Source organism: Pseudomonas sp. CC120222-01a, assembly GCF_003097235.1.
Lineage (GTDB): Bacteria > Pseudomonadota > Gammaproteobacteria > Pseudomonadales > Pseudomonadaceae > Aquipseudomonas.
In genome coordinates, this window is sequence record NZ_QEQQ01000001.1 from 269,188 (window position 1) to 295,348 (window position 26,161).

The window sequence follows — 26,161 nt, forward strand, 5'->3', positions numbered from 1 at the left end:
TGAAATCCATTTCACGGGTGTGAATACATTGATCTGCCCGATAGGTCACGCACTCAGAATCTACGACTTACCAAAGACCGCCTTCTTTGATCACCTGCGTCGCCTATTATACGTAAATGGTGCCCTTCTCTACCCTCACGCAAACCGTCGCCATGATAGCCAGTCACACCCATCTGCATGTATCCATTGGCCCTCATGCCTTCTGCAAGTGAGAGGGCAACAGGTTTCTTTCCTGGTATCTGCTCCCAACTCATACCCAAGTAAAATTTCGACGTATCAATAACAGGAGTAGCGGCACCCTCTAACACTGCAGGGTCAAATGAAGCCGCAGGGATGGCGTCTGCACTGCCACACCCGGCAACGCGAATATCCTGAAAGTCCTTGGGCAGCCCGCCCTCCACAAGTAACTGCGCAATCTGAATTGTGTCGAGGACCCCACCCGCGCCACTTGCACTAGCAGTAACTATGTTTTCTCCTGCTAACGCATGCCCGATTATATATAATTTTGAGCGCTGAGATTCAAGCGCAGCTAATGCACGGCCATTTTCGTTGCTTTGAATCTCAATGCCTCCCAAAACACGGTAGCGCGTAATAATTATTTCCCGAACAGCTTTAAAATCACTATACTTCCGCGGCAACCTCGCCTTCAAATCCGCCCAACTCATTTTCTGCCTGGCCAGTGCAACCCTATAACTCGCCCATATCTCACTTAATTTATTCGACAGCTTTAATTTCTCAGCATGAACAGCGCTCTCCAACTTGGCTTTCGCCTTATCATCACGCGCAATAACTGGTCGTAACGGCTTGCCTTTCAACTGGCGCGAATAATTCTCACCTATAATTTGATAGAGAGCATCCCCTTCCTCGAAAAATGTAAATATAAATCCCTCCCTTGAGTTACTCCCCTTAGGATCGTGGTATGTTTGCGGATTATTCCTGACCATCCTGAACACGTTAAGCCCATCTGTCGTTCCCGCAGGGTCCGCACTCAACCAACGGCCAGCCCAAGGCTGGTAATAGCGATAACCGTAGTAGTACAGGCCTGTCGCATCGCGCTCTTTCCCGGAGTAACGAAGGATCTTGTATTCGGCTTCGATCTGGCTGCGGGCCGCCCACACGGAAGTGCCGCCGAACGGGTAGTATTCCTCTCGGCTAATCACTGCTCCCTGCCCATCCAGCTCCAGCCCACTGCTACCGATGAGGTTGTGATAGCTGTAGCGGACCTGATCATTGTCCTGGCCTTCCGGCAAGCCACTGGCCCAGTGCAGCACCCGCACTTCTGCGCCTCCCCCTGCTGCGACCTTGATGACATGCAGGCGGCTAGTTTCATGGGTGTCGCGCAATTCCAGGCCGTCCAGATACAGCACCCGCTGAGCCTGTATCAGGTTCACCGCCTGCTGCTCGCTCACCTTGAGCAGGCGCATCCCGTCACTGCCATAGCGGTACCACTCGCGATCATCCACGCCCGCCTCACGTTCGATCGGTTTCACCTGCGCCAACTCACCCCGCGCATTCCAGCGCAGATCCTGCCCGGCCAGCAGCTCCAGTTGATGGCCACCGGCATCGAACAGTTCATCCACCTGCTCAGGCAACAGGCCCTCACGCGCCAGCACCGCGCGGTTGCTGCGGTTGGAGACGGTCATTCGAGTGGTGTAGGCGTTGTTGCTGGCCGGGGCGCTGTGTTGAATCTGGGTGAGGTTGCCTGCGCGGTCGTAGCTGTAGCGGCGCGTGTAATTTGTGAGGGCGCTCTCGTCGGTTGGCAAGGGAACCAGTACATCAGGCAACTGTGGCCCCTGAGCACCACGTCCGACCATCTCCCGCCCCGTTGCCTGCACCAGCTGGTACAGGCTGTCGTAGGTGAAGGTACTCTCTGCCGTTACCTTCTGATTGCGCCAGAAGCGGATGGCTTCGGCGTCATTGCGCACACTCTGCACATTGCCCACCGGGTCGTAACGATAGTGCAGATCTTGCAGCGTCCTTATGCCTGAGCGCTGCACACGGATGCCAGTCAGCCTTTGGGTCATTGGATCGAGGGCGTAGTACGTGACCATTCCATTACCATGGACCTCCTGCTGCTTATGCCCCGCCGGCGTATAGCGCTGGGAGGCAACGATCACCTGCTCTGCCTGGCCTTGCAGGGTCAACCAACTGCCCTGCAACTGCCCGGCAACGTCATAGGCTTGGCGCTGCTGGTGGCCCCGCGCATCTGTCAGGGTCAACTGGACTCCCGTGGCATCAAGCGTACGCAACGTCACGTAGCGCTCTGGCTCCAGTGTGGTCTGCCATGCTTGCTCGTCGTCACCCGCCCAGTCCGCCTCGTCTTCGCCTACAAGCACGCGTCGAATCTGGGCCAGCGCTGAGCCGCTGAGCGCGACGTTTTGCAGTTCGATGAGGCCTGCGGTGTCGTAGTGGCGCACGCACTGACCGGCAAGGTTGCGGTTCTTCTCGGCTGGGCTTAAACCCGCCCAGCGGTAGCGCTCTGCAACACGCGGCAGCGCTTCTCCGGCGCCCTGCTCCGTCACGACCAGCAGCCGGCCTGGTAGCGAAGGTGCTTCATGGAAGCAGGCTTGGCTGACTCCAGTCGCACTGACCGCCAGCAACGGACGCCCGGCCACGTCAGGCAGGGCCACGCTCGAGCCGGCATCGACACTTTCGGTGTACAGCGTTCGCCCAGCCAGGTCGCTGTGCCAGCGAAAGTTCGGGATAGCCGTTTCGGCAAGACGCGGATCAAGGCTTTGTGCAAGGTTGCCACGGGTATCGTGCCGATGCCGGGTGATGTGCAATTCAACGATGTCTGCGGCATCGTTACGATAACTGTCGACCTCGCGTACCGGTAGACCGCGCACGCAAAGTACCGCCAATCTGGGAGTGCCAGCGTGCAAAGCAGGGGCATTGAAAGAAGCCATGGCCAAGATCGCTCAAGTGATGTGTGCACTGATCCGCTCGGTAAGCATCAATGCAAGCTCTGCAACACTTCAGCCATACGCCTCCCTTGCCGACAGCGTAGCCAATGCAAGGCGGTTGCGCGAGGTTGAGTGAACGCGCCTGCCCGTGGCCTGTCCCAGCATTAACCCCAGCAGCCTATGAGGAGCCACCGTGAACCTCGAAGCCGGCAGCCCAGGTTTCGCCAGCACTAGCCAGGCCCCCGCCGTGCATCGGTTGCGGGTGCTGACGGTGAACACCCACAAGGGCTTCACCGCCTTCAACCGGCGCTTCATCCTGCCTGAGCTGCGCGAGGCGGTGCGCAGCACCCAGGCCGATATCGTGTTCCTTCAGGAAGTGCTCGGCAGCCACGACCGCCATGCCGCGCGCTACCCCGGCTGGCCGCAGACCTCGCAGTACGAATTCCTCGCCGACAGCATGTGGAGCGACTTCGCCTATGGCCGCAATGCGGTCTACCCCGACGGCCATCACGGCAATGCGCTGCTGTCCAAATACCCGATCATCGAACATCGCAACCTCGACGTATCGATCACCGGCCCCGAGCGCCGCGGCCTGCTGCACTGCATCCTCGACGTCCCTGGCCAGCACAAGGTGCATGCCATCTGCGTGCACCTGTCGCTGCTGGAAAGCCACCGGCAGAAGCAGCTGCAGCTGCTGCGCCAGTTGCTCGATGGGTTGCCTGCTGATGCGCCGGTGATCATCGCCGGCGACTTCAACGACTGGCAGCAGCACGGCAACCGCACCCTGCGCCTGCAGCGCGGCCTGCACGAGGCCTTCGAGCGCCACCATGGTCTGCTCGCTCGCACCTACCCTGCCCGCCTGCCATTGCTGCGCCTGGACCGCATTTACCTGCGCAACGCCGATAGCCATGCACCGCAGATTCTGGGGCACAAACCTTGGACGCATCTATCGGACCATTTGCCGCTGAGTGTCGAGGTCAGGCTGTAGTGTCGCAAGCACTCAATCGTCATCGGGCCCGATGCACACCGAGGTGCGAATCATCTGATGATCGGAGAGTCGCTGACGAAACGCTTGTGCGCTCAAGCCCGGAATCCAGTCCCCGGGTGCCACGACATCGAAGGCCATTGAGGGGTCAGCAGTCTCCATGACACAGCTCCCGCTCGTTTCAGGTTGATCGCTCATGAGGAAAATCCGGTCGAACGGCGCATCCGTGTAGCGCTCGTCGGTTGTCAGCCAGGTGGCCTGCTCCGAACTGTTGCAATCCCTCATGCCCTTGCTTTTAAGCAGCCTTGCACCGGGCTCGTTCGTGCTGAGCATGTTGCTGTCGCCCATAAGGATGACATCGTCTTCTCCCTCCCGGGAGCGCACGGTTTCCAGGCCCTTGAGGATCAGATGAACTTCAAGCTCGCGCTGCACCTCGGTGTTCTTGCCGCCATTGGCCTTCAAATGCAGCGGTACGAACAGGAAGTCGCTTTTGCCCTGACCTGCCGACAGCTTCACTGCGTACGGCGTACGATTGAGCGGTACCTTTTTCCAATCAGCCCCCATCAGCTCGACTTGCCGCTGCTGGTCACTGCCTGCGACGCTCCACGGCCCTCCCGTCAATTGCACGTGATTGCCGTTCCAGGCCAATCCGGTCCACTGATCATTCTGCCTGGACGCCAGCGGGTGCTTTTCGAACAGTTTGTAGTGCCACGCCGCTCCCTGGCTGTTGAGCAAGGCGAAGGCTTCATCCAGCTGAGCATTGACCGCCTCACCCGTGCTGGATCGGGTAACTGAAATCTCCGACATGGCAAGTACATCGACCCTGGACGCCTGGATGTACGACGCGATATCCGCCGGGAGTTGGCGACCCAGGTTGTTTCGCACGTCCGAACCCAGCCATTCGATATTCCAGGCGCCAATAGCCAGATTCGATTCACAGACGCTGTGGGAAGCCTGGGCCTGGAAGGCAGGCAGGATCAATGCCGAGGCCAGTAGAAAATAGTGTTTCATGACGTTCTCCAGTCGCTATGGGAAGGGCCGGCTGAGCAGCCGACCTTCATCCTGCGAGTGCGAACGTCCAGGTATCAGTTGGAATCAGGTCACAGCTTGCCCTCCCCAATCTCTCCTTCGGATCGGTTAGCAATGATTCGGCATAGCCCTCACCGGGCAAATAGCGAAGGCCCATATCAACAAGGTCATTACACTAGAAATCAATGAGTTGAAGGAACTCACGGTATTTACACAGCGTGTTCACGCTTTCTTGACGCAAGCGCCGGTCTCTCCTTAGCTGAACAGTATCACTAGACGTAAAAACTCGCGCCGGGCCTCTAGCTCGCGCCTTTGCTCGCGCCTGCGAAAGCTGGCGTGCTGGTTTGGGTCGCCCTCTGTTTTTGCCGTACAGCTCGTGACACGCAGGCCAGGTCCTTGGGCTGTACAACAAGAAAACAGAGGAGATCCGCCATGAAAACAACCTCGAATCCCTTGCGCTTCGATCGTATTTTCTACGCGGTTTCCACGTCGATGCTTCTGGCAACCCCGGTGGAAACTTTCGCGTTCGAACTGCAGGAAGATCCGATGTCCCCCAGCTACCTGCAACAAGCGACGGTGCCGACGTTGTCGCTCGACCCGGTCAGCGCCAGCGGCCTGAACATGGGTGCGCTGAACGCCTTCAGCGAGCAGATGGGCGAGCGGCACAGCCTGCCAGCCCCTGACCTGGTGGGCGGCCAGTGGGCGCAGTTCTTCCCTGGCGCCACACCGCAACCTGGTGCGCGGGCACCAGACCAGCTGGAAGCGCCCAGTCAGCAACTGATGATCGGCCCGGACTTGTTCGTGCGTGAAACCGCCGATGGCAACGTGCACCGTGCGGGGATTTTTGTGGGGCACAACAACCTGCAGAGCAGCCTCAGCGGTGCGCGGCCGTTGCTGGGGGACAAGCAACGTAACGCGGTCAACCTCAGTGGCGAGAGCCTGGGGGTGTACTGGAGCATGACCCATGAGCAAGGCTGGCACCTGGATGCCGTGGCCATGGGCTCGCGCATCGAGGTGATGGGCCGCGGCGACAGCGGCCAGCGCCTGGATGACAGCGGCCATGCGATGACCTTTTCGGTGGAAGGCGGTTACCCGATCGGCCTGGGGGGTGGCTGGGTGATCGAGCCTCAGGCGCAGTTGATCAACCAGCAGTTCTTCCCGGGCAATCAGGTGCAGGCAGAGACCTTGCAGGCCTTCGACAGCCAGCCCAGCTGGAGCGGCCGGGTCGGGGCCAAACTGTCCGGGCGCTACGAGGTGAAAGGCATGCCGATCGAGCCCTATGTACGAACCAACGTCTGGTATGACTTCAACGATACCAGCGATGTGAAGCTGGACCAGGTCGACAAGATCTCCAGCTCGCGCTATTCGACCACGGTGGAGTTGGGCTTGGGCTTGGTGGCACGGGTGACACCGACGGTGGCGCTGTTTGTCAGTGCCGATTACAGCAGTGATGTGGATGGCAACGATATTAATGGGTTGATTGGCAGTCTGGGAGTGCGGATGCGGTGGTAGGCCTGTGCCAATTTGGGGCCGCTTCGCGACCCTTTCGCGACACAAGGCCGCTCCTACAGGAGATCGCGTTTCCTTGTAGGAGCGGCCTTGCCGGAGCGCCGGACCGGTCGGAAAGGGCTGCGAAGCAGCCCCCGCAATCTCAAGCCGGCTTCATCACAAGCACACCCAACGGCGGCAGGTTCAGGGCCAATGACAATGGCTGCCCATGGCTGGCCATCTCATCACTCACCACCGCCCCCAAATTGCCCACGTTCGACCCGGCATACAGCTCGGCATCGCTGTTCAGCAACTCCTGCCAACGCTCCCCGAACGGCACGCCAATCCGGTAGCCCTCGCGCGGCACCGGGGTGAAGTTGGCCACCACCAGCAGCGGCTCGCCCTGGCTGCTCCAGCGCAACCAGGCATACACGCTGTTGTGCGCGTCATCGCCGATCAGCCACTGGAAGCCCTGGGGCTGGCAGTCCTGCTCGTGCAGCGCCGGCAGCTCGCGGTACAGGCGGTTGAGGTCACCGACCAGGCGCTGCACGCCCTGGTGCTCGGGATACTGCAGCAGGTACCAATCCAGCTGGTGGTCATGGTTCCACTCGCGCCACTGGCCGAACTCGCAGCCCATGAACAGCAGCTTCTTGCCCGGGTGGGTCCACATGAAGGTCAGGTAGGCGCGCAGGTTGGCGAACTTCTGCCAGCGGTCGCCGGGCATCTTGTCGATCAGCGAATGCTTGCCGTGCACCACCTCGTCATGGGAGATCGGCAGGATGAAATGTTCGGAGTAGGCGTAGATCAGGCCGAAGCTCATCTCGTTGTGGTGATAGGTGCGGTGCACCGGGTCGTTCTGGATGTAATGCAAGGTGTCGTGCATCCAGCCCATGTTCCACTTGTAGGCAAAGCCCAGGCCGCCCTGCTGGGTCGGCTGGCTCACGCCCGGCCAGGCAGTGGACTCTTCGGCGATGATCAGCGCGCCCGGCGCCTCGTGGGCGGCGATGCCGTTGAGGTGGCGGATGAAGTCGATGGCCTCGAGGTTCTCCCGCCCGCCGTGGCGGTTGGGCACCCATTCGCCGGCCTTGCGCGAGTAGTCGCGGTACAGCATCGAGGCCACCGCATCGACGCGCAAACCGTCGATGTGGAAATGCTTGAGCCAGTGCAAGGCCGACGCCATCATGAAGCCACGCACCTCGTTGCGGCCGAGGTTGTAGATCAGCGTGTTCCAGTCCTGGTGGTAGCCTTCCAGCGGGTTGTCGTACTCGTACAGCGCGGTACCGTCAAACCGGGCCAGGCCGTGTTCGTCGGTGGGGAAATGCGCCGGCACCCAGTCGAGGATCACGCCGATGCCACCTTGGTGGCAGGCATCGATGAATGCCGCGAAGTCTTCAGGGCTGCCATAGCGCGAAGTCGGCGCGAACATCGACAGCGGCTGGTAACCCCACGAGCCACCGAACGGGTGTTCCATGATCGGCAGCAGCTCGATATGGGTGAAGCCCAGCTGCTGCACGTAAGGCACCAGGCGCTCAGCCAGTTCACGCCAGTTGTAGTAGCGCGACACTTCACCCAGCTCGTCGAGCTCGCATTGCCAGGAGCCGGGGTGCAGCTCGTAGATCGACAACGGCGCGCTGTAGGCGTGGCGCTGGGCACGATGTTCCATCCAGTCGTGGTCCTGCCAGTCGTGGCTCAGTTCGGCGGCCACCTTCGATGCGGTGCTCGGCGGCAGCTCGGTGGCGCGGGCCAGCGGGTCGGCCTTCAGCGGCAGTATGCCGTCCTTGCCGAGCACTTCGAACTTGTAGGTTTCACCCACCCCCAGGCGTGGCACGAACAGCTCCCACACGCCAGCACTGTGGCGCAGGCGCATGGGGTGGCGGCGACCGTCCCAGTTGTTGAAGTCACCCACCACCGACACCCGCCGCGCATTCGGCGCCCACACCGAGAAGCACACGCCATCAACACCCTCGACCTGGATCGGCTGGGCGCCGAAACGCCCGGACAGGTCACGGTGGTTGCCTTCGGCGAACAGGTAGAGGTCCATGTCGCCCAGTTGCGGGCCGAAGCTGTAGGGGTCTTCGGTCACCTGCTCGCCACCGGCCCAGCTGATGTGCAGCAGGTACGGCTGTGCCTCATCGAGGTGCGCGCTGAACAGGCCGGGCAGGCTGCCCTGCACCATTTCGGCGAGGATGCGCCCATCGTGGCGCGCCAGCACCCGCACGTTCAGGGCATTGGGCAGGAAGGCACGGACGAGCAAGCCACCCTGCCCGTCACCGTGGGGGCCCAGCACTGCAAATGGATCGGCGTGCTCGGCGCGGGCCAGGGCATCCAGGTCCCGTTGCCGAAGGCCGCCGTTTTCACGCGTGGTTGCATTCATCTATGACTCTCCCCAGGTACTGATCAGTCCATGCAGGCCATGCAAGGGCACGGCCAGCCAACTCGGACGGTTCTCGGCTTCGTATGTGATTTCGTAGGCGGCTTTTTCCAGGCAGAACAACTCCAGTGCGGCGCGCTCACCCTCGGCCTGTTGCCAGGCGTGGGGCATGGCGGCGGTGGCCAGCCCATAGGCTTCGACGAAGGCATGCCGCGACTGGTGCAGGTACTGCCGGGCAACCCGTTGCCGGGCTTGCCGCGCCGGGTCGGAAAGGTCCACGGCAGACGCGCTGCGCAAGATCATCGCAGCAGCATAGTCGAAGGATCGCAACACGCCGCTGACATCCTTGTACGGGCTGTGTTTGGCCCGGCGTTCGTCCAGTGGGCGGGCCGGTTCGCCCTCGAAATCGATCAGGTAGGCATCGCCCTGCACCACCAGCACCTGGCCCAGGTGCAGGTCGCCGTGCACGCGCATCAGCAGGCCGCCCTGGGCCTGCTGGGCGAGCCTGGCGATGTGCTGGGCGAGGCCGTCACGCTGTTGTTGCAGGTCATCGACCAGGGCCTGGCTGTCGGCGTCGAGGTGTTCGCGGTGCTGGGCCAGCAGGTCGAGGGCGTGGGTCAGTTCGGCGCTGATCTGCGCGCTCCAGCGCTGGCTGTCGTCGGCGTTGCTGGGGCGTGGCTGGAAGGCTTCATCGCTGCTCGGTGCCGCCAGCAGCTGGTGCATCTCGCCCAGGCGCTGGCCGAGCAAGGCAGCGAAGCCGTTGAGTTCGGCCAGCGCGTCGGTGTGTGCTTCAGGGTCGGTGCTGCTCGGTTCCATCTCGTCGCGGATGGCCCGCTCCAGGGTATTCTGGGTCCAGGCCCAGGCATCGCCCTGGTTGCTCAGGTAACCCTGGGCGATCATCAACAGGTGCGGCGCGCCCTGCTCATCCACGCGGCTGACCCAGGCCAGCAGCGGCGAGATGTTGGTGAAGCCGGCGTCGGTGAGGTAGGCGCTCATTTCCAGCTCGGGGTGAATACCCGGGTTGACCCGGCGAATCAGCTTGAGCACCACGCGGTCGCCGATCACCACCGAGCTGTTGGACTGCTCGGCGCTGAGGTAGCGCACTTCGCTCTCGTCGTTCAGTTCAAGGCCGGCCAACTGGGCCGTGCACGCGAAGCGCAGCTCGCCCTGGCCGTTGCCGCAAGGCAGGTGCATGCCGTCCTGACAGGCGCGCAGCACAGCACGGATGAAAGGTTCGAGGACGAAGGCGTCGGTGATCAGGCCCACCTGACGGCCACGGCGTACCCGCGACAGCGCCAGCTGCTGCGGCAGCGCCGTGTTGATCTGCTCCTCCGGCAGCAGGCCGAACGGCAGCTGGTACTGGGTGGCCACGCCGTCGCTGAGCACTTCGATCTCGCTGAGCAGCACGGGTGTGGTGGCGGTGCCAAAGCGCACGCCGTAGCGCAGGCGCACTTGGTCGATCGGGCCTTCCTTGCCGGCGAACCAACGACGCTTGGGCAGGTATTGCGGCAGGACCGTGTCGTTCAGGGTGTCACTGGAGGGGGATTCGAGCAGTTCTTCCATGCGTTTGCGCAGTACTAACGTGGTCAATTCCGGCAACCCCTCGGTAGCTTGAATGTGCCAGCTGGGCATGCGGTCGTGGGCAGCCAGCAGGAACCAGTAGAAGGCATAAGGTGGCAAGGTCAGCAGGAACGGCAGTTGGCCAATCGGCGGGAAGGCGCTGCCACCGAGCATCTCCACAGGCACTTTGTCAGCGTATTGCGACAGTTCGAGCTCGGCAGCCTGGGCGGCACGCGAGACGTTGGCGACGCAGAGTATCACCTCGGTGTTGCCGCCTTCGTCGGTGTATTCGCGGATATACGCCAGGATGCGCCGGTTGCTCGGCGTCAGCGTGCGCAGGCTGCCGCGGCCAAAGGCCTTCTGCTGCTTGCGCACGGCCAGCAGGCGGCGATTCCAGTTCAGCAGCGAGTGAGGGTCGTGGGCCTGGGCTTCGACGTTGACGGTCTGATAGCCGTACAACGGGTCCATGATCGGCGGCAGCACCAGGCGTTGCGGGTCGGCCCGGGAGAAACCGCCGTTGCGGTCCGGTGACCACTGCATCGGGGTGCGTACGCCGTCGCGGTCGCCGAGGTAGATGTTGTCGCCCATGCCCAGTTCATCGCCGTAGTACAGCGTTGGCGTGCCGGGCATCGACAGCAGCAGGCTGGTGAGCAGTTCGATGCGCCGCCGATCACGCTGCAACAGCGGCGCCAGGCGCCGGCGGATGCCGAGGTTGATACGTGCGCGGCGGTCTTCGGCGTAGTAGTTCCACAGGTAGTCGCGCTCACGGTCGGTGACCATTTCCAGGGTCAGCTCATCGTGGTTGCGCAGGAAGATCGCCCACTGGCAGTTGGCGGGGATTTCCGGGGTCTGGCGCAGGATGTCGGTGATCGGGAAGCGGTCTTCCATGGCCAGGGCCATGTACATGCGCGGCATCAGCGGGAAGTGGAAGGCCATGTGGCATTCGTCGCCATCGCCTTCACCGAAGTATGGACGGGTGTCTTCGGGCCACTGATTGGCCTCGGCCAGCAGCATGCGGTCGGGGTAGTTGGCGTCGATCTCGGCGCGGATCGCCTTGAGCACCGTGTGGGTTTCGGGGAGGTTCTCGTTGTTGGTGCCGTCGCGCTCGATCAGGTACGGGATGGCATCCAGGCGCAGGCCGTCGACGCCCAGGTCGAGCCAGAAGCGCATCACCCCGATCACCGCCTTGAGCACCTGCGGGTTGTCGAAATTGAGGTCCGGCTGGTGCGAGTAGAAACGGTGCCAGAAGTACTGGCCGGCGACCGGGTCCCAGGTCCAGTTGGACTTCTCGGTGTCGAGGAAGATGATCCGTGTGCCGTCGTACTTCTGGTCATCATCCGACCACACGTAGAAATCCCGCGCCTTGCTGCCGGGTTTGGCGTGGCGGGCGCGCTGGAACCACGGGTGCTGGTCGCTGGTGTGGTTGATGACCAGCTCGGTGATCACCCGCAGGCCGCGCTTGTGCGCCTCGGCGATGAAGCGGCGGGCGTCGGCCATGCTGCCGTAGTCCGGGTGCACGGCTTTGTATTCGGCGATGTCATAGCCGTCGTCGCGCCGTGGCGAGGGGTAGAACGGCAGCAGCCAGAGGGTGTTGACGCCGAGCTCGGCGATATAGTCGAGCTTGCTGATCAGGCCGGCGAAATCGCCGATGCCGTCGTTGTTGGCATCGAAGAACGACTTGATGTGCAGCTGGTAGATCACGGCGTCCTTGTACCACAGCGGGTCATCGATGAAGGCTGCCGGGCGGGAACGCTTGGCCATGGGTGACTCCTTTCAGATCTCTCTAAGGCTTGCACGATCTCCTGTGGGAGCGGCCTTGCCGGGGCGCCGGACCGGTCGGAAAGGGTCGCAGAGCGACCCCGGCAATCTTGTGTGATACGCAAACCCTGGGGCCGCTTCGCAGCCCTTTCGCGACACAAGGCCGCTCCTACAGAGATTCGCGTTGCATTAACGGGCCTTTTCGATGCGCCAGATGCCGAACGGCTGGTGCCAGGGCTCGATACGCATCCACTGGGTCTTGCCATGCCAGGTCCAGCGGTGGCCGTTCATCAGGTCCTCGCCCAGGGTGTCGGCGTTGTCGTCCAGCCCCAGTTCCCACAACGGCAGCTCGAAACTGGCCTCCTGAGCGTTGTGCGGGTCGAGGCTGATTGCCACCAGGATGTAGTTGTCGCGCTCGGGCGTGCGCTTGGCGAAGTACAGGATGTTGTCGTTCCAGCAGTTGAAGAACGCCACGCCCAGGTGCGTCTGCAACGCCCGGTTCTGCCGACGGATGCGATTGAGCTGGGCAATCTCGGCGACGATGTTGCCGGGCTGGTTGAAGTCGCGCGGACGGATCTCGTACTTCTCCGAATCCAGGTACTCCTCCTTGCCCGGCAGCGGTGTGCCTTCGCACAGTTCAAAGCCCGAATACATGCCCCACAAACCCGAACCCATGGTCGCCAGTGCGGCACGGATGAGGAACCCGGCGCGGCCCGAGGTGTGCAGGAAATAGGGGTTGATGTCTGGCGTGTTGACGAAGAAGTTCGGCCGGTAGCAGTGGCACCACGGCGGCTGGTTGAGTTCCTCGAAGTATTCGCGCAGCTCCTGCTTGCTGTTGCGCCAGGTGAAGTAGGTGTAGCTCTGCGCATACCCCACCTTGCCCAGGCGCGCCATCATCGCAGGCTTGGTGAAGGCCTCGGCGAGGAAGATCACCTCGGGGTACTGGCTGCGCACATTGGCGATCAGCCATTGCCAGAACGGCAGCGGTTTGGTGTGCGGGTTGTCGACGCGGAAGGTCTTCACGCCCTCTTCGACCCAGCCGACCACCACGTCACGCAGGGCCAGCCACAGGCTCGGTACGGCGTCGGCGGCGTAGAAGTCGACGTTGACGATGTCCTGGTATTTCTTCGGCGGGTTCTCGGCGTAGCGAATGGTGCCGTCGGGGCGCCAGCTGAACCAGCCGGGGTGCTCCTTCAGCCAGGGGTGGTCCTGGGAGCACTGGATGGCGAAGTCCAGGGCGATTTCCAGGCCATGCTCGGCGGCGGCGGCGACCAGCCGGCGGAAGTCCTCACGCGTGCCAAGCTGCGGGTGGATGGCCTCGTGGCCACCCTCGGGGCTACCGATGGCATAAGGGCTGCCGGGGTCGCCGGGCTCGGCGCGCAGAGCATTGTTGCGGCCCTTGCGGTGCTGGGTGCCGATCGGGTGGATCGGCGGGAAGTACAGCACGTCGAAGCCCATGTCGCGGATCATCGGCAGGCGTTCGTGCACGTCGTTGAAGGTACCGTGGCGCTCGGGGCTGTCGGTGACCGAGCGCGGGAACAGCTCGTACCAGCTGGCGAACAGCGCTGCCGGCCGGTCGACATCGACGGGGTATTCGCGACTGCGGGTCAGGTAACTGCGGTGCTCGGCTTCGGCCATCAGCCGGGCAGTGTCGGGGTGCAGCAACAATGCCACCTGGTCATCGGCCTTGAGCGCAGCCAGCTGCTGTTGCAGGGCACTGATCTCTTCGCGCAGCGCGCCCTCGCTGAGGTCGATACCCTGGCCGAGCATCAGCCGGCCCTCTTCCAGCTCCAGCTTGACCTCGACCCCGGCGTGGTACTTCTTCTCCAGGTCGTGACAGTAGGTGGCGAACGGGTCGATCCAGGCCTCGATGCTGAACAGGTGCAGCCCCAGTTCGGTGGGGGTGAACTCGGCCAGCCACAGGTCGTTGCCCGGCGACTGCATCGGTACGCAGTGCCAGCGGCGGCTGTTGGCCTGGCGCCAGTTGAGCATTACCGCCAGGCGGTCGTGGCCGTCGCCGTAGACCTTGCTGCTGACTGCGACCGCTTGGCCGCTGACGGTCTTGGCGGCGAAGGTGCCGGCTTCGAGCACGGGTTGGGTGTCTTCGATCACGAGGCGCGGGGCCAGCAGCGCCTGGGACAGGCTGATGGCCTGGTCCGGGTGATCGTTCGCCATGGGCACGCTTTCAAAGGGCTCGTTTCGTGACATCGACCTTGCTCCCTCAGGCTGGTGGCGGTAAGGGTTCAGAGCCGGGCACAGGCATGGGGTTCAAAAAAATTGAGCGAACGGCAGCTGCCAGCGGTCAGAGCCTGCAGCACCTCTTCAATTCATCCACGCGAGGTCAGGCAATGAACATCCCGATTCCACCGGAAACACCCGATCCCAATATCGACGACCCAAGCTTGCCGCCGCCCGTGCCGGAGCAAGAGCCGGACGAGTTGCCGATCAAGCCGACCGTGCCGCCGACAGTGGGTGATCCGCCGAGTGATGAACCTCCGGTGAAGGCTTAAGGGTAGACGAGGACGGACTGATATTTTTGCCAGTAGCGCGGTTTGCCGGCGGTGTTGAAGATGAGGGCTCCCTATTGATGCCAAGGAGCCCCTATCGTGCATATCGCGACCCGTTGGCTGCGCATGGAATTCGAGCGACAAGTGATCGACTACTTGCAGGATGCCGGGGTGGTCGATCCGTGGCTGGGAACCTGGCTTGCGCATCAGGACAGGGATAAATGCGAATTCGCGCTGATGGGGCTGGAGGCACGTTACGGCGTGCACTTGCGCCGTGATTACCAGACCGTTGCCGAGCTTGCCGCGGGGCTTTGCAAGGCAATGGATCTGCGCTGACCCTACCGGCCTCTTCGCGGGCACGCCCGCTCCCACAGGTACCGCGCAGTACCTGTGGGAGCGGGCGTGCCCGCGAAAGGGCCGGACAAGCCAACACATCAACCGGCAGTGGCAGTGGTAATTTCCGCCACACTGATCTCGCGCATCCTGAACTTCTGCACTTTCCCCGTCACCGTCATCGGGAACTCGTCAACGAAGCGGAAATGCCGCGGCACCTTGAAGTGCGCAATGCGCGCCTTGCACCAGCCCTGCAATTCCTCGACCGTGGCGCTATGCCCCGGATGCAGCTTGATCCAGGCCACGATCTCCTCGCCATAACGGCTGCACGGAATACCGACTACCTGCGCATCGGCCACCGCCGGATGGGTGTAGAAAAACTCCTCCAACTCCCGCGGATAGATGTTCTCGCCGCCGCGAATGATCATGTCCTTGTTGCGCCCGACGATGCGCACATGGCCCTGCTCGTCCATCACTGCCAGATCGCCCGAGTGCATCCAGCCGGCCGGGTCGATGGCGTCCGCCGTGGCCTGGGGGTTGTCCCAGTAGCCGAGCATCACGCTGTAGCCACGGGTGCACAGTTCGCCGATCTCGCCACGGCCGACGATGCAGCCTTCGGCGTCCACCAGCTTGGTTTCCAACTGTGGCTGAGTGCAGCCGACGGTGGTCACGCGCAACTCCAGTTCGTCGTCCGGGCCGGTCTGCAGGGATACCGGGCTGGTCTCGGTCATGCCATAGGCGATCTGTACTTCGGCCATGTGCATCTGGTCGATCACCCGGCGCATGACCTCGATCGGACAGGTGGCGCCGGCCATGATGCCGCTGCGCAAGGTCGACAGGTCCAGTTGCGTGCGCGACGGATGGTCGAGCATGGCGATGAACATGGTCGGCACGCCATAGAGGATGCTGGCACGCTCCTCGGCCACCGCGCGCAAGGTGAGTTCGGCGTCGAAGGCATCGTTGGGGTAGACCATGGTGCTGCCGTGGGTGATGCAGCCGAGGTTGGCCATGACCATGCCGAAACAGTGGTACAGCGGCACCGGGATCACCATGCGGTCACGCTCGGTCAGGCCCAGGCTTTCGCCGACCATGAAGCCGTTGTTGAGGATGTTGTAGTGGCTGAGCGTGGCGCCCTTGGGCGCACCGGTGGTGCCGGAGGTGTACTGGATGTTCACCGGCTGGTCAAACTGCAGGCCCTGCTGACGCGCCGCATAGGCTTCGGTCGAGACCTGCCCTGCCCGCTCGGCCAATGCCGGCCAGGGCAGGAAGCCGCTGGGCGGGTTGGCCGCCAGGCTGATCACCCCGCGCAGTTCGGGTAGGCGTTCGCTGGCCAACTCACCGAGGGTGGTGGTCGCCAAGTCCGGTACCAGCTCCTGAACCATGGCATGGTAATCGGAGGTCTTGAAGGCATCGGCACACACCAGCCAGCGGCAGCCGGACTGGCGTAGTACGTACTCCAGTTCACCCACGCGATAGGCCGGGTTGATGTTGACCAGGATCGCGCCGACCTTGGCGCTGGCCAGCTGCAGGATGCACCACTGGGCGCAGTTGGGCGACCAGATGCCGACCCGGTCGCCAGTGTTCACGCCCAGGGCCATCAGGGCACGGGCATGCAGGTCGACCTGTTCGGCCAGCTGCCGCCAGCTGTAGCGCACGCCCTGGTGGCGCACCACCAGCGCTTCGCCGTCGGCACAGCGAGCCACGGTGGCATCGAAGGCCTGGCCGATGGTCAGGGTCAGCAGCGGTTGGTCCTGACGGCCGCGGGTGTAGCTTGGTTGACTCATGGGTGTCCCTTCTTGTGGTTGTTCTGGGCACGGCTGAAGCGAGCAGGGAATACTCTGGCGCAGATTTACGTTTACGTAAAGGTGATGAGCCGATTGACAGTGACCGAAGGCAGGTTTACGTTAACGTAAAGGTGACAAACGACACCGACCCCAGGCTTGACGCCGAACCCTGTGGGAGCGGGCTTGCCCGCGAATGCGATCACTCAGGCAATGACGGTGGTCCTGCTGATACATTCGCGGGCAAGCCCGCTCCCACAGGGTTCGGTGCCGGATCCTTGAGCTACGGTGTTACCCATATTTCAAGAACAACAAGGTGCCCCAGCATGCATTACCCCACCCTGAACTTCGCCCTGGGCGAAACCATCGACATGCTCCGCGACCAGGTGCGCACCTTCGTTGCCGCCGAACTGGCCCCGCGCGCCGCGCAGATCGACCATGACAACCTGTTCCCCGCCGACATGTGGCGCAAGTTCGGCGACATGGGGCTGCTGGGTATCACCGTGTCGGAAGAATACGGCGGCGCCGGCCTGGGCTACCTGGCCCACGTGGTGTCGATGGAAGAAATCAGCCGCGGCTCGGCCTCGGTCGCCCTCTCCTACGGCGCCCACTCCAACCTCTGCGTCAACCAGATCAACCGCAACGGCACCCACGAGCAGAAGCTCAAGTACCTGCCCAAGCTGATCAGCGGCGAGCACATCGGTGCCCTGGCCATGAGCGAGCCCAACGCCGGTTCCGACGTGGTGTCGATGAAACTGCGCGCCGAAAAACGTGGCGACCACTACGTGCTCAACGGCAGCAAGACCTGGATCACCAACGGCCCCGACGCCAACACCTACGTGATCTACGCCAAGACCGACCTGGACAAGGGCGCCCACGGCATCACCGCGTTCATCGTCGAACGTGACTGGAAAGGCTTCAGCCGCAGCAACAAGTTCGACAAGCTGGGCATGCGCGGCTCCAACACTTGCGAGCTGTTCTTCGACGGCGTCGAAGTGCCGGAAGAAAACATCCTCGGCCAGCTGAACGGTGGCGTGCGCGTGCTGATGAGTGGCCTGGACTACGAGCGCGTGGTGCTGTCCGGCGGCCCGACCGGCATCATGCAAAGCTGCATGGACCTGGTGGTGCCGTACATCCACGACCGCAAGCAGTTCGGCCAGAGCATCGGTGAGTTCCAGCTGATCCAGGGCAAGATCGCCGACATGTACACCCAGCTCAATGCCAGCCGCGCCTACCTGTATGCCGTGGCCCAGGCCTGCGACCGTGGCGAGACCACCCGCAAGGACGCCGCCGGGGTGATCCTCTACACCGCCGAACGCGCCACGCAAATGGCCCTGGAAGCGATCCAGATCCTCGGCGGCAACGGCTACATCAACGAATTCCCGGCTGGCCGCCTGCTGCGCGACGCCAAGCTGTACGAGATCGGTGCCGGCACCAGCGAAATCCGCCGGATGCTGATCGGCCGCGAACTGTTCAACGAAACCCGCTGAGCACAAGGGACGGGCGCACATGGCTACCTTGCACACCCAGATCAACCCGCGTTCGGCGGAGTTCGCCGACAACAGCGCGGCCATGCTCGAACAAGTCCAGGCCCTGCGTGGCCTGCTCGCCCAGGTGGCTCAGGGCGGCGGGCCCAAGGCACAGGAGCGGCACACCTCGCGGGGCAAGCTGCTGCCGCGCGAGCGCATCGACCGCCTGCTCGATCCGGGCTCGCCGTTCCTCGAAATCGGCCAACTGGCCGCCCATGAGGTGTACGGCGAGGACGTGCCGGCCGCAGGCGTGATCGCCGGCATCGGCCGCGTCGAAGGCGTGGAATGCATGATCGTGGCCAACGACGCCACGGTCAAAGGCGGCTCCTACTACCCGCTGACGGTGAAGAAGCACCTGCGCGCACAGACCATCGCCCTGCAGAACCGCCTGCCGTGCATCTACCTGGTGGACTCCGGCGGCGCCAACCTGCCACGCCAGGATGAAGTGTTCCCTGACCGCGAACACTTCGGGCGGATCTTCTTCAACCAGGCCAACATGAGTGCCCTGGGCATCCCGCAGATCGCCGTGGTGATGGGCTCGTGCACCGCGGGCGGCGCCTATGTGCCCGCCATGGCCGACGAAGCGATCATGGTCCGCCAGCAAGCGACCATCTTCCTCGCCGGCCCGCCGCTGGTGAAGGCGGCGACCGGTGAAGTGGTGAGCGCCGAAGACCTCGGCGGCGCCGACGTGCACTGCCGTACCAGCGGCGTCGCCGACCACTACGCCGACAACGACGAGCACGCCCTGGCCATCGCCCGGCGCAGCGTGGCCAACCTCAACTGGCACAAGCTCGGCAAGCTGCAGCGCCAGGCGCCGGTGGCACCGCTGTACAACGCCGACGAGCTGTATGGCGTGGTGCCGGCCGATGCCAAGCAGCCGTTCGACGTGCGCGAAGTGATTGCGCGGCTGGTCGACGGCTCGGCGTTCGATGAGTTCAAGGCGCTGTTCGGCACCACCCTGGTGTGCGGCTTCGCCCACCTGCACGGCTACCCGGTGGCGATCCTGGCCAACAACGGCATCCTCTTCGCCGAGGCCGCGCAAAAAGGCGCGCACTTCATCGAACTGGCCTGCCAGCGCGGCATCCCGCTGCTGTTCCTGCAGAACATCACCGGTTTCATGGTCGGCAAGAAGTACGAAGAAGGCGGTATCGCCAAGCACGGCGCCAAGCTGGTCACCGCCGTGGCCTGCGCCCAGGTGCCGAAGTTCACGGTGATCATCGGTGGCAGCTTCGGCGCTGGCAACTACGGCATGTGCGGCCGCGCCTACGACCCACGCTTCCTGTGGATGTGGCCCAACGCCCGCATCGGCGTGATGGGCGCCGAGCAGGCCGCCGGGGTGCTGGCCCAGGTCAAGCGCGAGCAGAGCGAACGCAGCGGCCAGGCCTTCAGCGCCGAAGACGAGGCCAAGCTAAAGCAACCGATCCTCGACCAGTACGAGCACCAGGGCCACCCCTACTACTCCAGCGCCCGCCTGTGGGACGACGGTGTCATCGACCCGGCGCAAACCCGCGATGTGCTCGGCCTGGCGTTGTCCGCCGCGCTGAACGCCCCGATCGAACAGAGCCGCTTCGGCATTTTCCGGATGTGACCCATGAGCGATTTCAGCACCCTCGAAGTGATTCGCGACCCACGTGGCTTCGCCACCCTGTGGCTGAGCCGCGAGGACAAGAACAACGCCTTCAACGCGCTGATGATCCGCGAGCTGATCGTCGCCCTCGACCAGCTGGCCGAAGACGCCAGCCTGCGTTTCCTGGTGCTGCGTGGCCGCGGCCGGCACTTCAGTGCCGGTGCCGACCTGGCCTGGATGCAGCAATCGGCGCAGCTGGACTTCAACACCAACCTGGATGACGCACGCGAGCTCGGCGAGCTGATGTACGCCCTGCACCGCCTCAAGGCGCCGACTCTGGCCGTGGTGCAAGGCGCGGCCTTTGGTGGCGCGCTGGGCCTGATCAGTTGCTGTGACATGGCCATCGGCGCCGAAGACGCCCAGCTGTGCCTGTCGGAAGTGCGCATCGGCCTGGCCCCGGCAGTGATCAGCCCGTTCGTGGTCAAGGCCATCGGCGAACGCGCCGCGCGCCGCTACGCCCTGACCGCCGAGCGCTTCAGCGGCGTGCGGGCCCGCGAGCTGGGCCTGTTGGCCGAGGTGTACCTGGCCAGCGAGCTGGATGCACAGGTCGAAGCCTGGGTGAGCAATATGCTGCAGAACAGCCCGCAAGCACTGCGCGCCACCAAGGACCTGCTGCGCGAAGTGGACGATGGCGAACTCAGCCCGGCCCTGCGCCGCTACTGTGAAAACACCATCGCCCGCATCCGGGTCAGCGCCGAAGGCCAGGAGGGCTTGCGCGCCTTCCTGGAAAAACGCCGCCCGGCCTGGCAAACCGACGACAAGAAGGAGCCGCGCCCATGAGCCGCCCCGCTTTGACCACCCTGCTGGTCGCCAACCGTGGCGAAATCGCCTGCCGGGTGATGCGCACCGCCAAGGCCATGGGCCTGACCACTGTCGCCGTGCACAGCGCCACCGACCGTGACGCTCGCCACAGCCGCGAAGCGGATATCCGCGTCGACCTCGGCGGGAGCAAGGCCGCCGATAGCTATCTGGTGGTCGACAAGATCCTCGCCGCAGCCAAGGCCAGCGGCGCCCAGGCCATTCACCCGGGCTACGGCTTCCTGTCCGAGAATGCGGGTTTTGCCCGCGCCATCGAACAGGCCGGGCTGATCTTCCTCGGCCCACCGGCCAGTGCCATCGATGCCATGGGCAGCAAGTCGGCGGCCAAGGCCCTGATGGAAGACGCCGGCGTGCCGCTGGTGCCCGGCTACCACGGTGAAGCGCAAGACCTGGATACCTTCCGCGCCGCCGCCGAGCGCATCGGCTACCCGGTGCTGCTCAAGGCCAGCGCCGGGGGTGGCGGCAAGGGCATGAAAGTGGTCGAGGACGAAAGCCAACTGGCCGACGCCCTGGCCTCGGCCCAGCGTGAGGCGCAGTCGTCGTTCGGCGATGCGCGCATGCTGGTGGAAAAGTACGTGCTCAAGCCACGCCATGTGGAAATCCAGGTGTTCGCCGACCAGCACGGCAACTGCCTGTACCTTAACGAGCGTGACTGCTCGATCCAGCGTCGGCACCAGAAGGTGGTCGAGGAAGCGCCAGCGCCGGGCCTGTCGCCTGAGCTGCGTCGGGCCATGGGCGAAGCAGCGGTGCGTGCGGCCCAAGCCATTGGCTATGTCGGTGCCGGCACCGTCGAGTTCCTGCTCGATGCTCGTGGCGAGTTCTTCTTCATGGAGATGAACACCCGCCTGCAGGTCGAACACCCGGTCACCGAAGCCATCACCGGCCTCGATCTGGTGGCCTGGCAGATTCGCGTGGCTTGCGGTGAGCCGCTGCCGATCACCCAGGACCAGGTGCCGCTGATCGGCCATGCCATCGAGGTGCGGCTGTATGCCGAAGATCCGGCCAATGAATTCCTGCCGGCCACTGGCACGCTGACGCTGTACCGCGAGTCGACACCGGGCGAAGGCCGCCGGGTGGACAGCGGAGTCAGCGAAGGCGATGTGGTGTCGCCGTTCTACGACCCGATGCTGGGCAAACTGATCGCCTGGGGCCAGGACCGCGAGCAGGCGCGCCTGCGCTTGCTGGCCATGCTCGATGAATTCGCCATTGGTGGGCTTAAGACCAACATTGCTTTCCTGCGGCGCATTCTGGCCCACCCGTCCTTTGCCGCCGCAGAACTGGATACCGGCTTCATTCCCCGGCATCAGGACGTGCTGCTGCCAGCCCCCCAGTCGCTGCCTGCGGGCTTCTGGGAGGCCGCAGCAGAAGCCTGGCTGCAAGGCCAGGCGCCGCACCAGCGGGCCGACGATGGCCGTTCACCGTGGGCCGAGCGCAATGGCCTGCGCCTGGGGCTGCCGGCGCGCAGCAGCCTGCATCTGGCCAGTGGTGGCGAAAGCCAGGCGGTTGCCCTAGAGCACAACGCCGCTTCGACCTGGCAGCTGGAAGGCGAACAGCTGGGCCATGACCAGGACGGTATCCGTCGTCGCTATCTGGCGGTACGTCGCGAGGGCACGCTGTTCCTGCGCTGGGACGGCGAAATGCATGCCGTCGAAGCCTTCGACCCGATCGCCGAGGCTGAGGCCAGCCACTGCCATCAGGGCGGGCTCGGTGCGCCGATGAACGGCAGCATCGTGCGGGTGCTGGTGGAGCCTGGGCAGGTGGTGGAGGCCGGAACTGCACTGGTGGTGCTGGAAGCCATGAAGATGGAGCACAGCATTCGTGCACCCCATGGTGGGACAGTGAAGGCGCTGTTCTGCCAAGAAGGGGATATGGTCAGCGAAGGGACGGTGCTGGTCGAATTGACCGAGTGAGACATAGAAGGGGCCGCTTTGCGGCCCTTTCGCGACACAAGGCCGCTCCCACAGGTTCAGCGCCAGGTTCAAGACTTGCGCGGTCCCTGTGGGAGCGGCCTTGTGTCGCGAAAGGGCTGCGCAGCAGCCCCGGCACTCTAGAAGGCTCCGTGCACCCGCACGACTACCCCGAGAAACTCGCAGCATTCCTCGCACAAGACCGTCGGATAACGGGTATTGAGCGGCTTCAACATGCGCTCCCCGCCCTCCTCGATCAATTGCCTCAGAACCGCCGAGCGCCCAGGCTGCCGAGCAATGACCAACCTGCCCGGCTCCGCTGGCAGCCCGGTATCGACCAAGATGCGCATACCCTCCGGCACACTCTTACCACTGGCCGCATTCATCGAATCGTTTTCCACCGCCAGCCAGAACGCATTACCTGCCGGCATATAGTCGGTCTGCTCGCTGATTTCGCTGGTATCTGGCAATGGCCCCTGTAGATCAGCCCACGTCAGCACCGGGAAACGAAAGCTCGCATAGCGCAGTGCCTCAGCAGACAGAGGCCTCTCGGCAGCATAGGCAGCCTGAGGTTCGCGCACCATGTCGCGCTCCACCACCATCACCTGGGCCTCCAGGTACACCAGCCCGAGCTTGTCCAGCTTCTCATTGATGGTCGCCAGCGTCGGCCGTCGGGTTCCACGTAGCCAGTGGCCGACGCCGCCTTGGGTCATGGCCAGGCGCTCCGCAAGCTTTAGCTGGCTGAGGTTGTGTTCGCGCTTGTAGCGCTTGAGAAATGCGTTCCAATTTTCCATGAGCGCAAACAATACGGACTGTACTAGCCGCTTCAATACACATCCTGAATTATCTCAGGCGAGATATATAGTACAGATTGACCTATCCTCGACATTCATTGTGTTTGAAGGGAAATCAGCAGGTACCGCGATGAAAGCACCGAAAGACGATGTAACAGATCTCGACAGCGAAGCAGCCCGCCGCGCCCTCGATTACTACCTGAACCCCAACCCAACACGCCCCAGCGCGCATAACCGGATCTGGACCCTGCACGAAGGCGTCACCGCCGAGCAGGCCCAGGACCACGCCATCGAGCTGCTGCGCTGCGCCGCCGCCACTGCCCACGAAACCGCCACCCACCAGGAAGGCAGCACCCGCGAGCTGACGTTCGCACTGATGCACATGATCGACATGGCCAGAGCCCTGCTGGAGCACAGACGCGCCCTGCAGAACGGCTTATAGGCAAAAAAGAAGGGAGAAACGTGATGGCCGGATACCGGCGAAAGGCCCCGTTTACCGGGATGAGGCAGTGCACCGGTAAAATTTTTCACCGGATAACTGAAAAATCATTTGACTGGCAAATGATAACGATTATTATTGCACTCAGCTGATCGCGAGATCTGCTGGATAACCCGGAGCTTAGGTCGCTCCAGATTATCTCCTCATCAGGCTAATCACGGTTTTTGACCCGGCTTTTTGCCGGGTCATTTTTTTTGGCTCTTCAGGCTAATGAAGATCGTTGATGGCGCGCATGATAGCAAAAGTGTTTCAGAGCGTGAATGCTCATTACAAATCTTTGCGGAATCAGCACTTGAGAATCAATCTCGTTTTGACTACGCTGTTTCTGCATCAAGGACGATGCCCCCACCCCTACCCCGAGCAAGGAGCTGTCCATGAGCCGTCTGCTGCTGCCCCTTGAGCATCCCACGCCTTCCCGCGAGCAGGCTGCCGAGACTGAGCTGCTGTTCGCACTCAAGCGCCTGCCCCGGCGCGTGCAGCAAGTGTTCCTGCTCAACCGCCTCGATCAGCTGGACTTCGCCAGCATCGCCAAACGCCTCGACCTCCCGCTGCTCAGCATCGAACGCAACATGAACCAGGCCCTGCAGGTGGTACAACCACGCGGGGATGCGTTGGCCAGTGTGGCCGGGCAATGGTATGTACGGTTGCAGAGCCCAGACGTGACGTCGTGCGAGCGCATCGATTTTCGCCGCTGGCTGGATGCGGCACCTGCGCATTTGCAGGCGTTTCATGACACCGAGCTGCGCTGGCGCAGCCTGCTCGCCCCGGCGCGGGAGCTGGGGCAGGATGGCTGGTATCGGCAAGGGCGTGCGGCGATTTCGGTGGGTGGGTGTTCGGTAGCGGTTGGTTTGGGTGTGGCGGCGGTTCTGCTGTTTGGCTATTGGGCCTGATTTACATAGCCGCCGGGGCCGCAGCCACCCGCGCTTTACGCTTCAAACCTTTCAGATAGACGAGCAAATACCAGCCTGCAAGGCTGGAAGCAATAAAGCCGAGCGCCAGACTCATCGGCAAGCTGCCACTGATCGAAGCCACCAGCATGCTGGCGCCCCCACCGAATGCAAACAGCATCGTATTGTTGAGCGAAGCCGCTGCACCTGCCCGCTCTGGGTGCCGGCCCAGCGCATGAGTTGTTGCAGCTGGCCGAACGAGGGTTGTACCGATGGTACAGAGCACCAATGGAAGCAGAAGACTGAGAACCTCGAGCTCATGCAGGGTAAGAACCAGGCAGAGCGCAACCCCAGCCAGACCGATGAGTGCGAACCCCCAACCAACCTGCGCCTGCATCCCCATGCGGCCATTCAGCCAGCTGGCGATGAAGCCGCTGATCAGGTACGCCAGCCCATAACCGGGAAATACCATGGAGAAGGCGAACTCCGTCAGGCCCAGGTGCTCGATGAGCAACAATGGCGAGACGACCACAAATGAAAAATGGCAGGCGAACGCCAAGCAAGAAAATAGCGAGCTGACGAGAAAGACGCGGTCCTTGAGCAAAACCTGATAACTATTCAATACACCTGCACTGCCAGGTGATGTCGGTTTCTCTTGCAATAACTTCAATGCAAGCACCATCACAATAACGGCTAGCACCACAAAGACCTGAAAGCTGCCTGCCCACCCGAGATACTGCTGGATCACGCTGCCTGCAAGCGGCGATAAAGAAATAAACAAGCCACTTGCGCTGGTCATCAGGATACGCATCGCATTGCGCTGCTGACCACTGAACTTATCCTGCACCAAGGCTTGGCTAAGCACGAAGCACCCGCAGCCCAACGCCTGTAGTAAACGAAAAGCCATGAAGCCTTCGTAACTGGTTGTGACTATGCATCCCGCCGCACCTGCGATGGAAACCAATAGACCCGCAATCAGCAGACGTTTTCGACCCATCCGGTCGGAGAACGGACCGATGAAGGATTGTGAAATGGCTACACCGATGGCGAACAGGCTGATCGAATATGCAATGTACTGTGCATCGACACCAAAGTCCTGGGCGAGCGAAGGCACAGAGGGCAAAATGACATCTAGCGGAAATACACCCAGCAGGCTGATGAGAAAGAGTAATAAAACATAGCAACTAGTGGACTGCGAAGCGTCTTGCCTATCCATGTAACCAACCCTCAATTTCAAACAGATAAATTGGGATGTATTCGAGCAAGATGTACAAGACAAAATACAGAGCGAAAATCCCTAAATATCTGTAGGAAAGTTCCAGCACCTCTGGCTTCGTGAGCCTGATACTCACCCGCACACGTCCTCTCAAGCGGTGTACAGTAC

At 62.7% G+C, this 26,161-nt stretch carries 19 protein-coding genes; 11 read left to right on the top strand and 8 right to left on the bottom strand.

Annotated features, from left to right (window positions below; all coding sequences use genetic code 11):
* Nucleotides 1–53: 53 nt before the first annotated feature.
* Nucleotides 54–2,906: an RHS repeat domain-containing protein gene (locus N430_RS01315; protein ID WP_116583632.1), complete on the bottom strand. Its 2,853-nt coding sequence runs from the start codon at nt 2,904–2,906 to the stop codon at nt 54–56.
* Here N430_RS01315 and N430_RS29615 point away from each other — a divergent pair.
* Together N430_RS29615 and N430_RS01320 are read left to right on the top strand one after the other, a co-directional pair.
* Entirely contained in the window at nt 2,905–3,039 is a 135-nt protein-coding gene (locus tag N430_RS29615; RefSeq protein ID WP_256592003.1) for a hypothetical protein, read from the top strand. The two genes, N430_RS01315 and N430_RS29615, sit on opposite strands and share 2 nt — an antisense overlap.
* A gap of 57 nt (nt 3,040–3,096) precedes the next feature.
* Nucleotides 3,097–3,891, top strand: coding sequence for an endonuclease/exonuclease/phosphatase family protein (locus N430_RS01320; RefSeq protein ID WP_110631794.1), 795 nt, complete (start codon nt 3,097–3,099; stop codon nt 3,889–3,891).
* A 12-nt stretch (nt 3,892–3,903) separates the two neighbouring features.
* Here the strand turns inward: N430_RS01320 and N430_RS01325 are convergent, their stop codons facing one another.
* Nucleotides 3,904–4,899 carry a hypothetical protein gene (locus tag N430_RS01325; protein ID WP_110631791.1) on the bottom strand — a complete coding sequence of 332 codons (996 nt, stop codon included), beginning with the start codon at nt 4,897–4,899 and terminating at the stop codon, nt 3,904–3,906.
* A 450-nt stretch (nt 4,900–5,349) separates the two neighbouring features.
* Between N430_RS01325 and N430_RS01330 the strand changes: the two genes are divergently transcribed.
* On the top strand, nt 5,350–6,429 hold the full coding sequence (locus N430_RS01330; protein WP_110631788.1) for an autotransporter outer membrane beta-barrel domain-containing protein: 1,080 nt from the start codon (nt 5,350–5,352) through the stop codon (nt 6,427–6,429).
* Between the two features lie 139 nt (nt 6,430–6,568).
* On the opposite strand, the gene glgB is transcribed toward N430_RS01330, so the two are convergent.
* From glgB to N430_RS01345, 3 genes are all read right to left on the bottom strand, one after another.
* Entirely contained in the window at nt 6,569–8,779 is a 2,211-nt protein-coding gene (gene glgB, locus N430_RS01335) for a 1,4-alpha-glucan branching protein GlgB (RefSeq protein ID WP_110631785.1), read from the bottom strand.
* Nucleotides 8,780–12,097 carry a maltose alpha-D-glucosyltransferase gene (treS, locus tag N430_RS01340; protein WP_110631782.1) on the bottom strand — a complete coding sequence of 1,106 codons (3,318 nt, stop codon included), beginning with the start codon at nt 12,095–12,097 and terminating at the stop codon, nt 8,780–8,782.
* A gap of 186 nt (nt 12,098–12,283) precedes the next feature.
* A complete protein-coding gene (locus tag N430_RS01345; protein ID WP_110631778.1) occupies nt 12,284–14,302 on the bottom strand; it encodes an alpha-1,4-glucan--maltose-1-phosphate maltosyltransferase in 2,019 nt (672 codons plus the stop codon).
* A 140-nt stretch (nt 14,303–14,442) separates the two neighbouring features.
* Between N430_RS01345 and N430_RS29395 the strand changes: the two genes are divergently transcribed.
* Entirely contained in the window at nt 14,443–14,604 is a 162-nt protein-coding gene (locus N430_RS29395) for a hypothetical protein (RefSeq protein WP_165837328.1), read from the top strand.
* A 96-nt stretch (nt 14,605–14,700) separates the two neighbouring features.
* On the top strand, nt 14,701–14,937 hold the full coding sequence (locus N430_RS01350) for a hypothetical protein (RefSeq protein ID WP_110631775.1): 237 nt from the start codon (nt 14,701–14,703) through the stop codon (nt 14,935–14,937).
* A 98-nt stretch (nt 14,938–15,035) separates the two neighbouring features.
* Here N430_RS01350 and N430_RS01360 read toward each other — a convergent pair whose 3' ends face one another.
* On the bottom strand, nt 15,036–16,718 hold the full coding sequence (locus N430_RS01360) for an AMP-binding protein (RefSeq protein ID WP_110631772.1): 1,683 nt from the start codon (nt 16,716–16,718) through the stop codon (nt 15,036–15,038).
* A gap of 323 nt (nt 16,719–17,041) precedes the next feature.
* Here N430_RS01360 and N430_RS01370 point away from each other — a divergent pair, with 323 nt between their 5' ends.
* The 4 genes from N430_RS01370 to N430_RS01385 are packed head-to-tail and all read left to right on the top strand — an operon-like array spanning nt 17,042 to nt 22,600.
* Entirely contained in the window at nt 17,042–18,205 is a 1,164-nt protein-coding gene (locus N430_RS01370) for an isovaleryl-CoA dehydrogenase (protein ID WP_110631769.1), read from the top strand.
* Nucleotides 18,206–18,224: 19 nt separating this feature from the next.
* Nucleotides 18,225–19,832 carry a carboxyl transferase domain-containing protein gene (locus N430_RS01375; protein ID WP_110631766.1) on the top strand — a complete coding sequence of 536 codons (1,608 nt, stop codon included), beginning with the start codon at nt 18,225–18,227 and terminating at the stop codon, nt 19,830–19,832.
* Nucleotides 19,833–19,835: 3 nt separating this feature from the next.
* Nucleotides 19,836–20,651 (top strand): gamma-carboxygeranoyl-CoA hydratase, encoded by an 816-nt coding sequence (locus N430_RS01380; RefSeq protein WP_110631763.1) that lies wholly within the window; start codon nt 19,836–19,838, stop codon nt 20,649–20,651.
* Nucleotides 20,648–22,600: an acetyl/propionyl/methylcrotonyl-CoA carboxylase subunit alpha gene (locus N430_RS01385; protein WP_110631760.1), complete on the top strand. Its 1,953-nt coding sequence runs from the start codon at nt 20,648–20,650 to the stop codon at nt 22,598–22,600. The genes N430_RS01380 and N430_RS01385 overlap by 4 nt, the downstream gene beginning before the upstream one ends.
* A gap of 137 nt (nt 22,601–22,737) precedes the next feature.
* Here the strand turns inward: N430_RS01385 and N430_RS01390 are convergent, their stop codons facing one another.
* A complete protein-coding gene (locus N430_RS01390; protein WP_110632532.1) occupies nt 22,738–23,391 on the bottom strand; it encodes a S24 family peptidase in 654 nt (217 codons plus the stop codon).
* Nucleotides 23,392–23,521: 130 nt separating this feature from the next.
* On the opposite strand from N430_RS01390, the gene N430_RS01395 reads away from it, so the two are divergent.
* Entirely contained in the window at nt 23,522–23,833 is a 312-nt protein-coding gene (locus tag N430_RS01395) for a DUF6124 family protein (RefSeq protein WP_110631757.1), read from the top strand.
* Between the two features lie 431 nt (nt 23,834–24,264).
* A complete protein-coding gene (locus tag N430_RS01400; RefSeq protein WP_110631754.1) occupies nt 24,265–24,780 on the top strand; it encodes a DUF4880 domain-containing protein in 516 nt (171 codons plus the stop codon).
* 1 nt (nt 24,781) lies between these two features.
* Here N430_RS01400 and N430_RS01405 read toward each other — a convergent pair whose 3' ends face one another.
* Nucleotides 24,782–25,993, bottom strand: a complete 1,212-nt coding sequence (locus N430_RS01405) for an MFS transporter (RefSeq protein ID WP_110631751.1) — start codon at nt 25,991–25,993, stop codon at nt 24,782–24,784.
* Nucleotides 25,994–26,161 lie beyond the last annotated feature (168 nt).

Coding starts and splice junctions, on each gene's coding strand:
- N430_RS01395 (WP_110631757.1), top strand. CDS start 23,522: ATGAAAGCACCGAAAGACGATGTAACAGATCTCGACAGCGAAGCAGCC.
- N430_RS01400 (WP_110631754.1), top strand. CDS start 24,265: ATGAGCCGTCTGCTGCTGCCCCTTGAGCATCCCACGCCTTCCCGCGAG.
- N430_RS01345 (WP_110631778.1), bottom strand. CDS start 14,302: ATGTCACGAAACGAGCCCTTTGAAAGCGTGCCCATGGCGAACGATCAC.
- N430_RS01405 (WP_110631751.1), bottom strand. CDS start 25,993: ATGGATAGGCAAGACGCTTCGCAGTCCACTAGTTGCTATGTTTTATTA.
- N430_RS01360 (WP_110631772.1), bottom strand. CDS start 16,718: ATGAGTCAACCAAGCTACACCCGCGGCCGTCAGGACCAACCGCTGCTG.
- N430_RS01380 (WP_110631763.1), top strand. CDS start 19,836: ATGAGCGATTTCAGCACCCTCGAAGTGATTCGCGACCCACGTGGCTTC.
- N430_RS01390 (WP_110632532.1), bottom strand. CDS start 23,391: ATGGAAAATTGGAACGCATTTCTCAAGCGCTACAAGCGCGAACACAAC.
- N430_RS01385 (WP_110631760.1), top strand. CDS start 20,648: ATGAGCCGCCCCGCTTTGACCACCCTGCTGGTCGCCAACCGTGGCGAA.
- N430_RS29615 (WP_256592003.1), top strand. CDS start 2,905: ATGGCCAAGATCGCTCAAGTGATGTGTGCACTGATCCGCTCGGTAAGC.
- N430_RS01325 (WP_110631791.1), bottom strand. CDS start 4,899: ATGAAACACTATTTTCTACTGGCCTCGGCATTGATCCTGCCTGCCTTC.
- glgB (WP_110631785.1), bottom strand. CDS start 8,779: ATGAATGCAACCACGCGTGAAAACGGCGGCCTTCGGCAACGGGACCTG.
- N430_RS01370 (WP_110631769.1), top strand. CDS start 17,042: ATGCATTACCCCACCCTGAACTTCGCCCTGGGCGAAACCATCGACATG.
- N430_RS01315 (WP_116583632.1), bottom strand. CDS start 2,906: ATGGCTTCTTTCAATGCCCCTGCTTTGCACGCTGGCACTCCCAGATTG.
- N430_RS01330 (WP_110631788.1), top strand. CDS start 5,350: ATGAAAACAACCTCGAATCCCTTGCGCTTCGATCGTATTTTCTACGCG.
- N430_RS29395 (WP_165837328.1), top strand. CDS start 14,443: ATGAACATCCCGATTCCACCGGAAACACCCGATCCCAATATCGACGAC.
- treS (WP_110631782.1), bottom strand. CDS start 12,097: ATGGCCAAGCGTTCCCGCCCGGCAGCCTTCATCGATGACCCGCTGTGG.
- N430_RS01375 (WP_110631766.1), top strand. CDS start 18,225: ATGGCTACCTTGCACACCCAGATCAACCCGCGTTCGGCGGAGTTCGCC.